Below are 12,680 nucleotides of genomic sequence, written 5' to 3'. Positions count from 1 at the left end.
TAACGGCGTTCACTGTTCCATTGCTCCCGAAACCCCTACCATTCCTGCATGAATATCAGTTAAATACAGCCACATCGTGCGGCATGCTAGCGCATCAGATAACATCCGATGTGCTTCGTCAGTTCATTTAAAATGTACAGGAGAGCATGAGAGTTACCTCGTGTTTCGTATAAGAATTTAGCACCTATATCAAAATCGGTAACTCTCAACCTTTCAAGTCTCAGTGTCAGATTAAGTCGCGACTAATACAAATTACGTAGTGAGCCGTTCTTTGATGTAGCGACTGGCCAGTTCAGCCTCCCAAGGGTTGAACAGATGTTCGACCATGAGCAGATCCTCACCTTCTGTAGGGTGGCCGAATGTCGTCAGGTTTATCTGATCGAACAGCCGATCGACAGTATCAGTGACTCCCTTGTATTTGGTGTACTGTTCGAAGACCTTCTCTCGATCTTTTTTGGTTTCATTTAACGCCTGATCATAAGCGGCTTTTGTCGACGTATAATCCTTAATAGAATCTTTAATAATCTTTTTGAGGCTTTCTGCCTGCTCTTGGCGAATTTCTATGATGAGCTTGTCGAGGATGGCTAGTTCATGTTCAGTAGTGGTGAGGATCTGCTTGAGACCAATGACTCGTCCCTCGTCGGCACTCATGTATGCCTCGAACACGATCTGAAATGATCCGATAAATTCATTAGTAAAGTAGTTCTCTTCCTTGTAAAGCTTGCCTGATGACGCAAAGAAGAGATGTAAACCGCCTGAGAGAGGTATGTCGCGTAGTTCCGACTTGCGGATCACATCAGACTTTACCGAAAACTGGGCGATCACTCCCGATAACAACGCCTGAACTCGCGCCAGGATGAGCGTGTAATCACCGGCGAATAAGCCCATAAATTCTTTGGCCTTCTTTACCGTAGACGGATCAGCCTTCTCCGATTCAGGAACCTTGTCAGAAGGATAGTCTCCCCCACGAAGCGCATTCCCGATCCGGGTAATAATTGTGTTGACGCGGTCAAGGCTCCAGTCGCTGTAATTCTGATAATCGCTTCGGCGATCGCCGAACAAGCGCGCATAACTCCATTTGTTGCTTTCGTAATGGTGTTTAATGGCCTCATTAACCTCTTCGTAAAGCCTTGTTTTTTCGGCATCAGATTCCTTGTCCAACTTATCCATGAACTCTTTGAATGCTTGGTTGCGTTTTTCTTTTTCTTTGATTGAGTTAGTCTTGCCCATAATGAACCTCTTTCATGTTAAAGTTTTGATCCTTAATATTTATTAAAGCAGATTGTTGTTGCCTTTTAATTTTAGGAAAATGCAGCCTCCCCATTTGATATTGGTGCAATGAACTCCCGAATTAAAGACCTAATTAATTAGTCAAAATCAGTGTTGCAAAAACGGGGGACCATAGATTTATGCTCTCCCTTGCGTTTTACTTTAAGCGACTTTCTTTATGGGTTTAACGGATGGTTCTGAAGTACTATAGCATTTACCATCTTTTTGGGGACTTGACAACGATGTACATGGTGTCACTGTTTTAATTTCAACTTTTTTATCATGTATGGTGATAAATGTATTAGTGCTACCGTGTGGCATATTATGTCTTTCATAGTTACTAACTTCTATATCTTTATTCTGGGTAATATAATTTATTGCAAATGAAGTTATAAGAGTGGCTGCAGCTGCAAATGCTGCAGCGGAAATTGTGACGCCGCTAACAACACTAAACCCGGCTAGAGCTGCCATAGCTTTTGCAGTAAGAGTCCCACTCATTAGGGCAGTAGCTGCACTTGCAATAGGGCTTGTCATGTCGCTTGCCGTCCGATTTAGTGTATCTAACCATCCTGCGTAAGGGCCGGGGTCTGAGGCATACATTTCATATGAGACATAATTACCTTGTTCATCTTTCTCAGCAGTTATCCATGTTATAAGCCACCAACTACTCCCTCCGTTAAATTCTAATCTTAACGACTTTGTATTGTTTAGGGGTACATATTTCCTATCTTTTGGAATAACATTGTTAGTTTTTAACTCGGATTTATATTTATTGTTAATGAAATAAATAGTGACGCTTAATATGTCTTTTCCTGTTTCATTTTTTATCGTAATAGGTGAATTGTATGATAGTACTTCTGTCATGTTATTATCCTTTTCAATTGTAATGTGTAAATTAATTAACAATTTAATTTAATTGATTTTAACTTTGCGCTCAAAAATCTAATAAATTAATGAGCTAATCTTTTCTCACCTTGTTAAATTTTAAGTTGACTGCTGATGATGAATTTCATCCTTTTTTTCAAAAAGGAACTACTATTTTTATTTATCATGTCATTAATTAAATATAGCTAAAAATATATTCCTGTCCACTGAATTTTAAAATTATTTAACAACATCCTATTAACCTTCATGTTGAGACATGGAAAATCCATATAATTATTTTGATTAAAAAATAGAGTTGGTGAATTACTCTTCTCTGAGCATCGATGAACAATATAAAAAGGATAATATTATGTCATGCTTATTATTATTTTATAATAAAATTAATCATCCCAAAAATCGTCACATTCAGGTACATTTGCAATTAATTTTTCAATTATTTTAGTATCTATAATTCATTAGAGTAGTCAGTACAATTTTCCCCGATAAAATCCTCGTTAGATAATCACTTTATTTGACAATTAATAATAAAGCATGCAAGAATTAGAAATTTTCTCTTTTTAGATTTGAGTCACATAAATAACTTATATGGACACCCACTTGAATTGAGTCGGTGTCCATATAAGTTATTTATAAAAAAAATTTCTCGCCGCCTTGTATTTGCTCCACTGCACGCCTATCTTTAAAGTGGGGTAATGGGAGCGAAGCTACAATATGACGACATTTGTCTCGGATGGAGCTCTGACAGCAAACCATGATCAGCTTAACGCCTCAAATATCATGTCCATCGAAAAACCCTTGTATGGAGGTAGCAAATCTGTTTGTTTTTTTCTTTGGCTTCTGATGCCACCTCATCACCAAATTTACTGACTTTCAGTTCCCTTGCCATGGCATACCAGTCCACATCCACTTTCTCCAGCACCTGCTCGACCAACTCCTGAGAAAAGCCTTTTTGTCTGATCTCCTGTTTGATTCTGGCCAGGCCATGTTTTTTTCGAACATATTTATCAATCAGGTGTGTTATCAGGCGGTGATCATCCAGATAACCACACTCAACCAGCCTCGACAACGCCTTGTCGATATTCTCTCTGTTTTCCGTCATCTTATTCAGTGTCCGGGCCAACTCACCGGATGCGTAATCCCGCCTTGCCAGCAGTGACACCGCGTAGTCATACAGTTCCTGTGATGTCATGAGACATCTCCGCTATAACGGATACCGTCCTTTCCTACGGATAATCCTTTGATTTTATCTGCCATCAACGGCCAGAGTGCGGTTTTACGTTTATGTTGTTCGTAGAGAGTTCTGAGGTAGTCCTCTGTTTCCTGAAGCTGAGGGCAATCTTCCAGACCTTCGCCGTAATGGGGTATTGTGCCCAATTCAGCGAAAAGTTCCACGAATGAAAATAAATTTATTAAATTCAATTCATTATGATTAAATTTATTCTATTAATTTAATCTCTTTTGATACTTTAGATATTGTGTGTCTAGAGCAACCGAGCAAGTCAACAATATAGCTATAGCTTTTGTGTTCCCTGAGAAGACCTTCGATTTTTTGGTGCAGTTTCTTGTCTATCGGGCGGCCTTTATACTTACCTTCCTGCTTGGCTTTCTTTACACCCTGAGCCTGACGACGACGCCTGTCTTCGTAATCTTTTCTGGCAACTGCCGCAAGCATATCAAGCATCATATTGTTGAGTGCTGTGAGCATACGTTCAGTGAATTCGTCTGTATTCTTCATGAACTGGTAACTGGTTGGGAGATCTAAAGAAACTACCTTCAGCCCCTTATGATTAATCATATATTTTAACTTTTCCCAGTCAGCTGTATTCAGCCGGCTAAGACGGTCAACTTGCTCAACTAAGATAACATCGCCCAGCATGGCAACATCAAGTAAACGGAAGAGTTCTGGGCGATGGAGACGAGCACCCGATTCATTTTCTTCAAACCAGCAAGCGATTTTGACTCCCTTCCCATTTGTAAACTCAAGCAGTTCGCTTTTTGCTCTGGATGCATCCTGTTCATCGGTTGATGCTCTCAGGTATCCGTAGATCCGCATATTGGTTTTCATCAGTGCACCACACATGGTGTCATTATTTTGGTGCGTTATACATTGCTTTGGGTTATTTTCTGCACCGCATTTCGCCAGTGTATTAAGAGTACACCCTACCAGCACTCTCCGTGAACGTTTTTGACAACCTTTTTTGGCAAAAAGATCTATCAAGGAAAAACATGCAGCCGACGCGCCCAAGCCGGATACAAATTCTTAAAACCGATGAAATTGATGAGCTGTATCGCCGCCCAGAATTCAGTCAGACAGAACGTGAAGAATATTTTGCCCTGAATGACACACTTCTTGGGGTTCTGTGGAACACCCCCCAGATCTGTAAACTTTGAGAGAAAATCCTGATTAGTCATCCCGCCAAAAATGTTGTTTCAGGTGAGATTCCAATATCCTTGCCATCGCTTCTACATCAATTTTCCCGTGATTTCTCTTAAAATTGTATCGTCCCGTGAACAACGTGTGTGTCCAGGCAATCGGCGAAATTCGCGTAAACTCATCAATAATTTCTTGAGGGACACCGTTGGCCTGCATCTTCTGGTAGACCGCATTCAGGATCATACTGTTGTAGGCAATAATGCAGTTGGCAACCAATCTGGCCGCATGGGCACTGACCCGGTTTTCAACGATTTTTTTGCCCTTGAAGATACCGTTGTACGTTTTTCGGATGTTACTTTGGAGCTGATGATAGGCTTCCGTGCAGTTTCGGGCACTTCGGATCGCTTTTCTGAGTGCCATATCATCAATCAGATTGAGGACATGAGTACTCTTGAAGAGGGCATTATATTCAAACAACGCCGCTTTTAATCTGGCGTAACGGGCATGAGAGTTCAGTTTGCGGATGATATTGCTCTGGGTATTTTCCTGCATGATCAATGAAAGCAAGATACGCAGAACGCCTCGCCGCTGAGAGCGGATACGTTCGACATCAATCACCCCTTTGGGCTTAAGGATACCGGTATCGTAATCCAGGGAGGTAGCTGAATAAATATCGTCAGCGGCGTGACGCACATTCTTGATGCTGGGTACATAATCCACATCAATGGAATCCAGCGTGACAAAATTCAGCTTGTTCAAGGAGTGGTTATCTCCTGTCACCATATGGATATCAATCTCCGTTTTATTGTTGTAAATCATGTCGTACAGCGAATGGCCTTCGTACTCATTCAGGCCGATATTTTTCGCATTCACCGCCACGTAATTGGCGAGCAGTGTGTAGAGCGAGATACCACGGCCTTTACCCAGATACTTTCTGGAATAACGGGATTGTATCGTACTGTCCGTGGTCGCAAACTTTTGCCCGTCTGCATCAGCCAATAGTTTGTTATCCATGAGGTTCCACTGTTTGAAGATTGCCAGTGAATGAATATGATTACTGACGATTTCATTGGCCGCACAAAGTGTATCAACCCGGATAAAGTCCTCTCGTACAGCGCGAAGCTGGCTGAGTTCTAAATCTGACATATCGGCCATTTTCAACGCACCAAACCCAAAGGCTTCTGACAGCAAACAGGCATTAATTGCCAACGGTAGCGGTTTTTTCCGCTTGGTATAGCGATCTTTCAGGTGAGTAAATCCACGCCACAGATCAGTCAACTCACCGATGAACATGACAATATTAGCAATATCAACTTTGGGTAAGTCTTTGAAAAAAGCATCGTCCAGTTTTTCAACGCTGTCATAGCGCAGGCTCCAGTGTTGTTGTCCGGTTTTGGTTTCACGAACATAAAAGCCGGGATTGTTATTTGCACGAATATTGTGGGTCGTTCTCTCCCAGGCTTCATTCAGTCCCTGTAGCGCTTCATCAAGACGCTGGTCACAGTAAACAGGGAGGCGGGAATAACCAAACTCCACCGCGATCTTTTCAACGTTATCGACCAGCGCATCGTCAACCAGATCGGTATCAATATCACAGTACGAGACACTGTCATTGCAATACAGACGGCCCCGCTCAATCTCATGGAGAACCTTTAAATAGACAAAAAATTCAAATAAATACGGATCAATTCGGGTGTCCGAGGGTTTCCGCTTCAGGTAGATATTCATACTTTTGGGAAGGGTGAATCCCAGCTCATCACAGATTTTTAAAGCGGAGGGACTTTTACCGCTGGCATAATGTATTTTCAACATAGGAATCAGTTCGCCGATTTCACTGTTTTTCTTGTAATACTCAAGTTTTACTCGGGTAAATATCGGACGCAGATACAATGAGAGCAAGCGGGAGGACTTACCGTAGTATTCCCACAACGCTGCCTTCTTATCAAAAGATTTACCTTCCAAAAATTCTGCCATGACTGAAAATTGTTCTTTAGGGAGCATACTGAACGCCACTTCATCCAGTTCAGCCTGACTCATGTTTGGGTTCCGCTCTGGAAACCATTTCAGAAACTTTGCCAGTCCGGGAAAGTCCGTGACAACTTTGGCACAGTGCTCCATGTGGGCTATCGACGCATAAATTTTACCCGCATCCATGATAGCCCGCGTGTGATAACAAAAACTCACAATCAGATTATCCATGATCTGCTGATAGCGGTGATAGACGAAACACAAGGCCTGTAGCCATTGTTGTGTTTTGCTCAGTCTGCGCAACCGGGAAGCAGCATATTGTTCGGCTATTTCCGCATAGTAACGGATGGCATTTTTTGACAACATAAGAGAAGGCAGAAAGTCTCTGGCAAACCGATAAAGATCTTCAATGCGTAATGCCTTGTCTACTTCCATTCTGACGGCGGTGTACTGAAAATCCTTTTGGTCGGCACGGATAATATTGAGGACGGTGATACCGTCATCCCGCTGTACTAACGCGGAAAGTTGCTCAGTAATTGCGGCAGGCAACAAGGAAACTGCTGCATTCAGGCGATTTTCCTCCACAATAAAGGCGTGGCTGAAAATATCCTGGAGTATTCGGTAGGACGGGAGCATCAATTTTTGATGCTCAAAGTATGCCAGCAGTTGACGAAACGCACTGTGCCCTTTGGGATAGTAACGCAACAAATAAGCGAGATGAGATTCTATTTCAGCTGTATATTGCGGAGACCAGTTTCGGTAACCAAAAAGCGAGAGTATAGCCTGCCGCTGGCTGCGCCTGTATTTTCGGGAGAGTGAACCTGTGAACCGGGCCGCATTAGTATCGCTATAATACGTGGTCACAATATACTGAACATCCTGGCTGACCTTATCAAGTGATAGGTTGAAAAACTGTTGTTTCGCCTTGAAATAGCCCAGTTGCAGGATGAAATGGATACGAGTCTGGGTATTGCGAAACTGTTCGAGAACAACCCGTTCTGCCGGGCTTAAGGAAAAATACAGGATTTGTTCGTGATCATTGAATTCGGGGCAGGCATAAAGTTCTTCGATTTCGGTATTGGATAATAAGTGAATACGCTTGATATTTTCCATTGTGAGTCCCGGATTCAATGAGGCCAGACAATCAAATCATTTCGCGTCCGTCCAGATGATTTGCCGGCACCATTCGTTTGTGCAGCACACCAAATATCACCGGTTGCCGTTCGTGGATGAGGTAATAAATGACATGACTGACATAAGGAAAACTCAATACGCCCGATCCGACGTCTGGCCTGTCTCTTCCCAGTGCAGGGGTAGAAGCCAGCAAACGAAAGGTTTGTTGAAGTCCTGACAGGTATTTTTCTGATTGCACCTCACCCCATTGTTGTACAGTAAAACGGCGAATTTCAATCAGATCGGCCTGGGCATCAGGCGTTAAACGGTAGTGTGATATGTCCATGATGGTTAATGATCCCTGGGAACGTCGATAATGCCCTCAGCAATACCCTGAGCCAGCATTTCCATTAGTTTGGCGAACCGGAAAAAACCGGTGTATTGCTGACAGATACCATCCAGCTGGGCAATTGATGCACTGTCTATCACCTGTTTGAAGGTATCCATATAGTCGTAACAGGTTTTCCGTAATTGCGCATCACCGGTTTCGGTTAGGGGAAAACGGGCAGCATAGTCATGTATACTTTTTGATAGTCTTAAATTTGATCGTATCGTTCGATTCGTTTATATTGTTTGAATCATGCCATGATTCAATGAGAGGACTATTATGGATGCTCTTTCTGCCAATGAAGCCAAAACCCAGTTTGGCGACATGCTACTCAAAGCACAACGAGCCCCAATCCAAATCAATAAAAACGGAAAACCCGTTGCGGTGGTTATCTCAATGGATGAATACGAAAGTATTGAAACCCTCCGGTTAAAATTATTGCAGTCAAGAGCTGAACAGGCCAGAGTTGATATTGAATCCGGTAACACCCTCGATGGCGAAGCTTTTTTTAATGAACTGATATCAGGTCAGTACGATTAGAATTTCACCTATTGAGGAGAAAAAAATGTCTGTAGCCGGACTTAGCGCAGAACAATTACGGTGGGTGAAACGTATACTTTATCCGATGCGCCGTAAAACCCCTTCCTGAAGAGGATGTCAAGCTCTTGCATTGATTCAGATATTGATGCAATATTGCATCAATATCTGAATCAATGAGGTAATCAAATGCGAACTACTGTCACGATTGATGATGTGCTGTATGCACAGGCGCTGGAAATGGCCGATCCTGGCATGGACAAAGCTGATATTTTCCGGGAAGCGGTGAAAACGTTTGTTCAGGTGCAAGCGGCAAAGCGGCTCGCTTCGCTCGGCGGTACATCGCCTGAAATGCAGATGATTCCCCGCCGCCGCGAGGAACCATCTTCATAATGACTATTTTGGTTGATACATCCGTCTGGGTTGACCATTTCAAAAACCGGAATGACGGGTTGGTTCAGTTGCTAAGTCGGGGTCTGGTTCTGATTCATCCAATGGTATTGGCAGAGATAGCATGTGGTACCCCTCCGGCTCCAAGACTGCGAACACTTAGTGATCTAGGTCTCTTACCACCGAGCCATCAGGCCAGTATTGCCGAAGTGATGGCGTTTATTGAAAACGAAAAACTGTACGGGCTTGGATGTGGTTTTATTGATATTACGTTGCTGGCATCATCAGCCTTAATAACGCCAGGAGCAAGATTTTGGACATTGGATAAGCGACTTGAAAGATTGGCTAAACGTTTTAATGTGAGTTATCAGCCGATTCATTGACCGGAAACTCATTAAAGTGTAATGACAGCGGCGTTACATTGGTCTATTATTTGTACCAATACAGCTAAAGGAGAATTTGAAATGAATGTCACAATTGATAGTCGTAAAAATAGAACGCTCAATTTGAGGATTAGGCAAGAGGATCGAGATTTAATCGATAGAGCGGCAAAAGTAAAAGGGAAAACCGTGACTGAATATGTCCTTGATACAATTAAACGTGATGCTGAAAACACCTTATTGGAACATTCATTTATGGTTGTTTCTCCAGAAATTTTCGATGCTTTTATCTCTAAACTCGATGCTCCGGTTACCCCAAATGAGCGTCTTATCAAAACGGCGAATATGACAAAACCGTGGTGATAACATGATTAACGACCCAACTTTATTAACAGACGATCACAGTGTAGATAATTTTAATTCAGGCGTTGACACCCTTGATAATTGGTTAATAGACAGGGCATTAAAAAATCAGAAAGAAAATGCTTCGCGAACATACGTTGTAAGCGAAAATAAAAATGTTATTGCCTATTACTCATTGGCGACTGGTTCAATAATGTCAGAGGAAGCAATAAGTAAATTTAAACGTAATATGCCTAATCCTATCCCAGTCATTATTTTAGCCCGTCTGGCAGTTGATAAAAATTATCAAGGGAAAGGATTTGGCCGATATTTAATTAAAGATGCATCCATACGTGTCGCTCAAGCGGCAGATTTAGTCGGTGTCAGAGGATTAATTGTTCATGCTATCTCGGAAGATGCAAAAGAATTTTATAAATCTGTGGGTTTTAATGATTCACCTTTAAATCCGATGACGTTAATGATCACGTTAAAGGATTTAAAGGCGACTTTTAATATAACGGATTGATGTTATTTGGCATTGGGCGTCCAAGCACACAGACGTTTACCGATTAAATTGTGAGTGAGAATTCCGCGAGCCGTTATGTCGGTCAACACATCTTCTTGTCCAATGTAAATAGGCTCGGCTATCTCACAAAATAACGGGGTAATAGCCGTATTATTACTGGCGCATCCAGTGATCATTAAGCTCATTATGAGCCACGCCGGGAGACATTTTATTAATATCATCCTTGACCTCATTCTTGACGACTACAGTTTTATATAAGCGATCTCGGTCATCTTGTGCATGTTTCAATTCATAAGCTTTTCGAGCTGAACGGCTACCCAGTCCATAAGCAGTCAGTAAGGTTGAAACTATCGCAATCACCATCAACAAAGCATATTTCACCTTATTTAATAGTAAACTCATCATCGAAAATCCTTTTTGTGATTGATGAATTACATTCCTCTTAGGACCAGCGGGAGCATTTGAACAGAAACTTACGGTTTCACTTTTTGTGGAGTATTTAAACCGTAAATTCCTGCATGTGTATGCAATCTAAGAATGCTTTGATGCCGGTAGCCAACGGTATAACGTTGGTACAGAGACACCGAGATTTTTAGCTACATCTCTGGGAGGGATACCACCGGCCAGTAGTTTTTTGGCTGATTCAATTTTGCTGCTGGTCATTTTAGGCTTCCGTCCTCCTTTACGACCTAACTGCCTGGCAACTTCTAGTCCGGCACGAGTACGTTCCACAATCAGTTCGCGCTCCATTTCAGCAAGACTAGCCATTACATGGAAAAAAAAACGCCCTGATGGCGTGCCTGTATCGATAGCATCAGTGAGACTCTTAAACTGGATACCTTGTTTGTGCAGATTTCCAACCATATCTACCAGTTGTTTAACGCTTCGGCCAAGACGATCCAGCTTCCAGACGACCAAAGTATCCTCTTTACGCAATATTTCCATTGCCTTAGCTAGGCCGGGACGATCGGAGCGCATACCACTCACGGTGTCCTCAAATATTTTTTCGCACCCTGCTTTTATTAAAGCTTCTTTCTGTAAATCAAGACATTGGTCCTGTGTTGAAACCCGCGCGTAACCGATTAACATGGCTTGTCTCGCGTCTGGCTGCGCAATGCTTCAACTGCAAGATTAATAGCTTCGGTATTAGCTGGTTGGCAACCCCATTCCTTCCAGAAATCCCGGGTAGCACTATCAGGAGTGATTACAGGCTTATCCAGTCGGATCCGTGATGGCAATAATACGGCATCACCTAACATCAATGCTTCACCAGTATCAAGAAGTGGCAGGATACTCGTGAGTCCGGCCAGCGAATCAGGCATCAGACGAGTTATCACTCCTTGATCTGAATCGTTGGTAAGGCGTAAAGACAGGAAATTATTGCACTGACTCAGAATAGTTTTGCTAACATCCGATGGTCGCTGACTCACTACCAAAAGGGAGAATCCATACTTTCGTCCTTCTTTAGCGATGCGTTCGAACGCGCCTAATGCCTGCTTTTGTACTGCATCCGCGTCGTTACGTACCGGCAGGTACAAATGGGCTTCATCGCATAAAAGTGTGACTGGCGACCGTTTGGTAGGTTCTGTCCAAAATTGTACATCATACAAAAGCCGTGCAAGAGTTCCTGTAACAACAGGCAATACATCAGAGGGAACCTCAGAAAAATCAATGATCTTTATTCCCTGACCACTATCAGATGTAAGTAATCGTTGTACCTGAGTACCGAGCCATCCGTATTCATTCGCTGCTGATGGAGGAGCGAACATAAAACCATATCGGCGATCGTCGAGCTTGGCTTCAAGTCGGGAAATGAAACGTGTTAATTTATTTTCCCATTCGCCTGTTATAGGGCTACCATTTTTACCAACACCTTTGGTTACATTGTCCTTTCGAAGCAACTCTAGTAGTCCCTCAAGTGAGTATGGTACAGGCGAGTCTACTGTGAATGTTTTAAGAACGTCGACTTTCCCCTCTTTTTCTAGCGTCAGTTGTTTCAGAGCCCGGGCATGGAGAGTAAAACGTGATGCCTGATTAGGGGCATTTTGATCGCTTCGATCAAGGATCATTGAAAGCATTTCATCCCGGTTGAGTAACCAATAAGGGAGAAAAAGAGCATCACCCTTCGGGTTTTCCAGGTCCCCTGGTCCAGCAATACGGAAACGTGTCGCAAAACCACCTTTTTCGGTATTAGCCAAGGGAGCGTATTCACCATGCATATCGAACACCACGATGTTCGGATATTTTAGTTTCGATGCTCGCTCCAAGATAAGAGCTACTGCATAGCTTTTACCTGAGCCGGTGCTACCTAAAATAGCGGCGTGGCGCTGGAAGAATTTGTCCCCACTAATGACGGCCTCTGCCTTTCTGTCCGCAACAAAATTCCCCAACTTTAAACGTTCGTTTTCAGGATATTCAGCTCCTAAGATACCCACATATACAGGCTCTTAAGCAGTAACTGTATATTTTAGATAGAAAAAAGGCTTCATTTATGATCTGATAATCGTC

At 42.7% G+C, this 12,680-nt stretch carries 17 protein-coding genes; 6 read left to right on the top strand and 11 right to left on the bottom strand.

Annotation, left to right across the window (positions count from 1 at the left end):
- Positions 1-252: 252 nt before the first annotated feature.
- From ACUN2T_RS06995 to ACUN2T_RS06975, 5 genes are all read right to left on the bottom strand, one after another.
- Complete coding sequence (locus ACUN2T_RS06995; protein WP_445496865.1) at positions 253-1,230, bottom strand: hypothetical protein; 978 nt, start codon at positions 1,228-1,230, stop codon at positions 253-255.
- 201 nt (positions 1,231-1,431) lie between these two features.
- Positions 1,432-2,133, bottom strand: coding sequence for a hypothetical protein (locus ACUN2T_RS06990; protein WP_445496863.1), 702 nt, complete (start codon positions 2,131-2,133; stop codon positions 1,432-1,434).
- A gap of 796 nt (positions 2,134-2,929) precedes the next feature.
- Positions 2,930-3,343 (bottom strand): regulatory protein RecX, encoded by a 414-nt coding sequence (locus tag ACUN2T_RS06985; protein WP_445496861.1) that lies wholly within the window; start codon positions 3,341-3,343, stop codon positions 2,930-2,932.
- Positions 3,340-3,528 (bottom strand): hypothetical protein, encoded by a 189-nt coding sequence (locus ACUN2T_RS06980; protein ID WP_445496859.1) that lies wholly within the window; start codon positions 3,526-3,528, stop codon positions 3,340-3,342. Before ACUN2T_RS06980 ends, ACUN2T_RS06985 begins: the two co-directional genes overlap by 4 nt.
- Positions 3,529-3,589: 61 nt before the next feature.
- Positions 3,590-4,219 carry a recombinase family protein gene (locus ACUN2T_RS06975; RefSeq protein ID WP_445497819.1) on the bottom strand — a complete coding sequence of 210 codons (630 nt, stop codon included), beginning with the start codon at positions 4,217-4,219 and terminating at the stop codon, positions 3,590-3,592.
- A gap of 161 nt (positions 4,220-4,380) precedes the next feature.
- Between ACUN2T_RS06975 and ACUN2T_RS06970 the strand changes: the two genes are divergently transcribed.
- Positions 4,381-4,545, top strand: a complete 165-nt coding sequence (locus ACUN2T_RS06970) for a hypothetical protein (RefSeq protein WP_445496857.1) — start codon at positions 4,381-4,383, stop codon at positions 4,543-4,545.
- 13 nt (positions 4,546-4,558) lie between these two features.
- Here ACUN2T_RS06970 and ACUN2T_RS06965 read toward each other — a convergent pair whose 3' ends face one another.
- From ACUN2T_RS06965 to ACUN2T_RS06955, 3 genes are read right to left on the bottom strand one after another with little or no spacing between them, the layout of a single operon-like run.
- Positions 4,559-7,609: a Tn3 family transposase gene (locus ACUN2T_RS06965; RefSeq protein ID WP_445496855.1), complete on the bottom strand. Its 3,051-nt coding sequence runs from the start codon at positions 7,607-7,609 to the stop codon at positions 4,559-4,561.
- A gap of 31 nt (positions 7,610-7,640) precedes the next feature.
- Entirely contained in the window at positions 7,641-7,955 is a 315-nt protein-coding gene (locus ACUN2T_RS06960) for a type II toxin-antitoxin system RelE/ParE family toxin (protein WP_023043805.1), read from the bottom strand.
- A gap of 5 nt (positions 7,956-7,960) precedes the next feature.
- Positions 7,961-8,116: an arylsulfatase gene (locus ACUN2T_RS06955; RefSeq protein ID WP_445496853.1), complete on the bottom strand. Its 156-nt coding sequence runs from the start codon at positions 8,114-8,116 to the stop codon at positions 7,961-7,963.
- Positions 8,117-8,276: 160 nt separating this feature from the next.
- Between ACUN2T_RS06955 and ACUN2T_RS06950 the strand changes: the two genes are divergently transcribed.
- The 5 genes from ACUN2T_RS06950 (at position 8,277) to ACUN2T_RS06930 (ending at position 10,172) form a co-directional block, all read left to right on the top strand.
- Positions 8,277-8,537: a type II toxin-antitoxin system Phd/YefM family antitoxin gene (locus ACUN2T_RS06950; RefSeq protein ID WP_023043807.1), complete on the top strand. Its 261-nt coding sequence runs from the start codon at positions 8,277-8,279 to the stop codon at positions 8,535-8,537.
- A gap of 186 nt (positions 8,538-8,723) precedes the next feature.
- Entirely contained in the window at positions 8,724-8,927 is a 204-nt protein-coding gene (locus ACUN2T_RS06945) for a type II toxin-antitoxin system VapB family antitoxin (protein WP_445496851.1), read from the top strand.
- Positions 8,927-9,307 (top strand): type II toxin-antitoxin system VapC family toxin, encoded by a 381-nt coding sequence (locus ACUN2T_RS06940; protein WP_445496849.1) that lies wholly within the window; start codon positions 8,927-8,929, stop codon positions 9,305-9,307. The genes ACUN2T_RS06945 and ACUN2T_RS06940 overlap by 1 nt, the downstream gene beginning before the upstream one ends.
- Before the next feature lie 81 nt (positions 9,308-9,388).
- Entirely contained in the window at positions 9,389-9,667 is a 279-nt protein-coding gene (locus tag ACUN2T_RS06935) for a type II toxin-antitoxin system TacA family antitoxin (RefSeq protein ID WP_445496847.1), read from the top strand.
- A 4-nt stretch (positions 9,668-9,671) separates the two neighbouring features.
- Positions 9,672-10,172: a GNAT family N-acetyltransferase gene (locus tag ACUN2T_RS06930; RefSeq protein ID WP_445496846.1), complete on the top strand. Its 501-nt coding sequence runs from the start codon at positions 9,672-9,674 to the stop codon at positions 10,170-10,172.
- A gap of 153 nt (positions 10,173-10,325) precedes the next feature.
- On the opposite strand, the gene ACUN2T_RS06925 is transcribed toward ACUN2T_RS06930, so the two are convergent.
- From ACUN2T_RS06925 to ACUN2T_RS06915, 3 genes are all read right to left on the bottom strand, one after another.
- Positions 10,326-10,577, bottom strand: a complete 252-nt coding sequence (locus ACUN2T_RS06925; RefSeq protein WP_445496845.1) for a hypothetical protein — start codon at positions 10,575-10,577, stop codon at positions 10,326-10,328.
- 126 nt (positions 10,578-10,703) lie between these two features.
- The gene (locus ACUN2T_RS06920; protein WP_445495559.1) at positions 10,704-11,261 is read right to left on the bottom strand and encodes a recombinase family protein; all 558 of its coding nucleotides are present in this window, start codon (positions 11,259-11,261) and stop codon (positions 10,704-10,706) included.
- Complete coding sequence (locus tag ACUN2T_RS06915; protein ID WP_445495558.1) at positions 11,255-12,607, bottom strand: ATP-binding protein; 1,353 nt, start codon at positions 12,605-12,607, stop codon at positions 11,255-11,257. Before ACUN2T_RS06915 ends, ACUN2T_RS06920 begins: the two co-directional genes overlap by 7 nt.
- Between the last annotated feature and the right edge of the window lie 73 nt (positions 12,608-12,680).

Source organism: Photorhabdus machadonis (assembly GCF_052657765.1).
Note: the sequence above shows the minus strand (reverse complement) of the source record. Positions and strands in the feature narration are given on the sequence as shown.

Excerpts from the sequence above, each read along its gene's own strand:
- ACUN2T_RS06935 (WP_445496847.1), top strand. The coding sequence starts at position 9,389 with ATGAATGTCACAATTGATAGTCGTAAAAATAGAACGCTCAATTTGAGG.
- ACUN2T_RS06950 (WP_023043807.1), top strand. The coding sequence starts at position 8,277 with ATGGATGCTCTTTCTGCCAATGAAGCCAAAACCCAGTTTGGCGACATG.
- ACUN2T_RS06960 (WP_023043805.1), bottom strand. The coding sequence starts at position 7,955 with ATGGACATATCACACTACCGTTTAACGCCTGATGCCCAGGCCGATCTG.
- ACUN2T_RS06990 (WP_445496863.1), bottom strand. The coding sequence starts at position 2,133 with ATGACAGAAGTACTATCATACAATTCACCTATTACGATAAAAAATGAA.
- ACUN2T_RS06940 (WP_445496849.1), top strand. The coding sequence starts at position 8,927 with ATGACTATTTTGGTTGATACATCCGTCTGGGTTGACCATTTCAAAAAC.
- ACUN2T_RS06955 (WP_445496853.1), bottom strand. The coding sequence starts at position 8,116 with ATGGATACCTTCAAACAGGTGATAGACAGTGCATCAATTGCCCAGCTG.
- ACUN2T_RS06930 (WP_445496846.1), top strand. The coding sequence starts at position 9,672 with ATGATTAACGACCCAACTTTATTAACAGACGATCACAGTGTAGATAAT.
- ACUN2T_RS06965 (WP_445496855.1), bottom strand. The coding sequence starts at position 7,609 with ATGGAAAATATCAAGCGTATTCACTTATTATCCAATACCGAAATCGAA.
- ACUN2T_RS06970 (WP_445496857.1), top strand. The coding sequence starts at position 4,381 with ATGCAGCCGACGCGCCCAAGCCGGATACAAATTCTTAAAACCGATGAA.
- ACUN2T_RS06925 (WP_445496845.1), bottom strand. The coding sequence starts at position 10,577 with ATGATGAGTTTACTATTAAATAAGGTGAAATATGCTTTGTTGATGGTG.
- ACUN2T_RS06975 (WP_445497819.1), bottom strand. The coding sequence starts at position 4,219 with ATGAAAACCAATATGCGGATCTACGGATACCTGAGAGCATCAACCGAT.
- ACUN2T_RS06920 (WP_445495559.1), bottom strand. The coding sequence starts at position 11,261 with ATGTTAATCGGTTACGCGCGGGTTTCAACACAGGACCAATGTCTTGAT.
- ACUN2T_RS06945 (WP_445496851.1), top strand. The coding sequence starts at position 8,724 with ATGCGAACTACTGTCACGATTGATGATGTGCTGTATGCACAGGCGCTG.
- ACUN2T_RS06995 (WP_445496865.1), bottom strand. The coding sequence starts at position 1,230 with ATGGGCAAGACTAACTCAATCAAAGAAAAAGAAAAACGCAACCAAGCA.
- ACUN2T_RS06985 (WP_445496861.1), bottom strand. The coding sequence starts at position 3,343 with ATGACATCACAGGAACTGTATGACTACGCGGTGTCACTGCTGGCAAGG.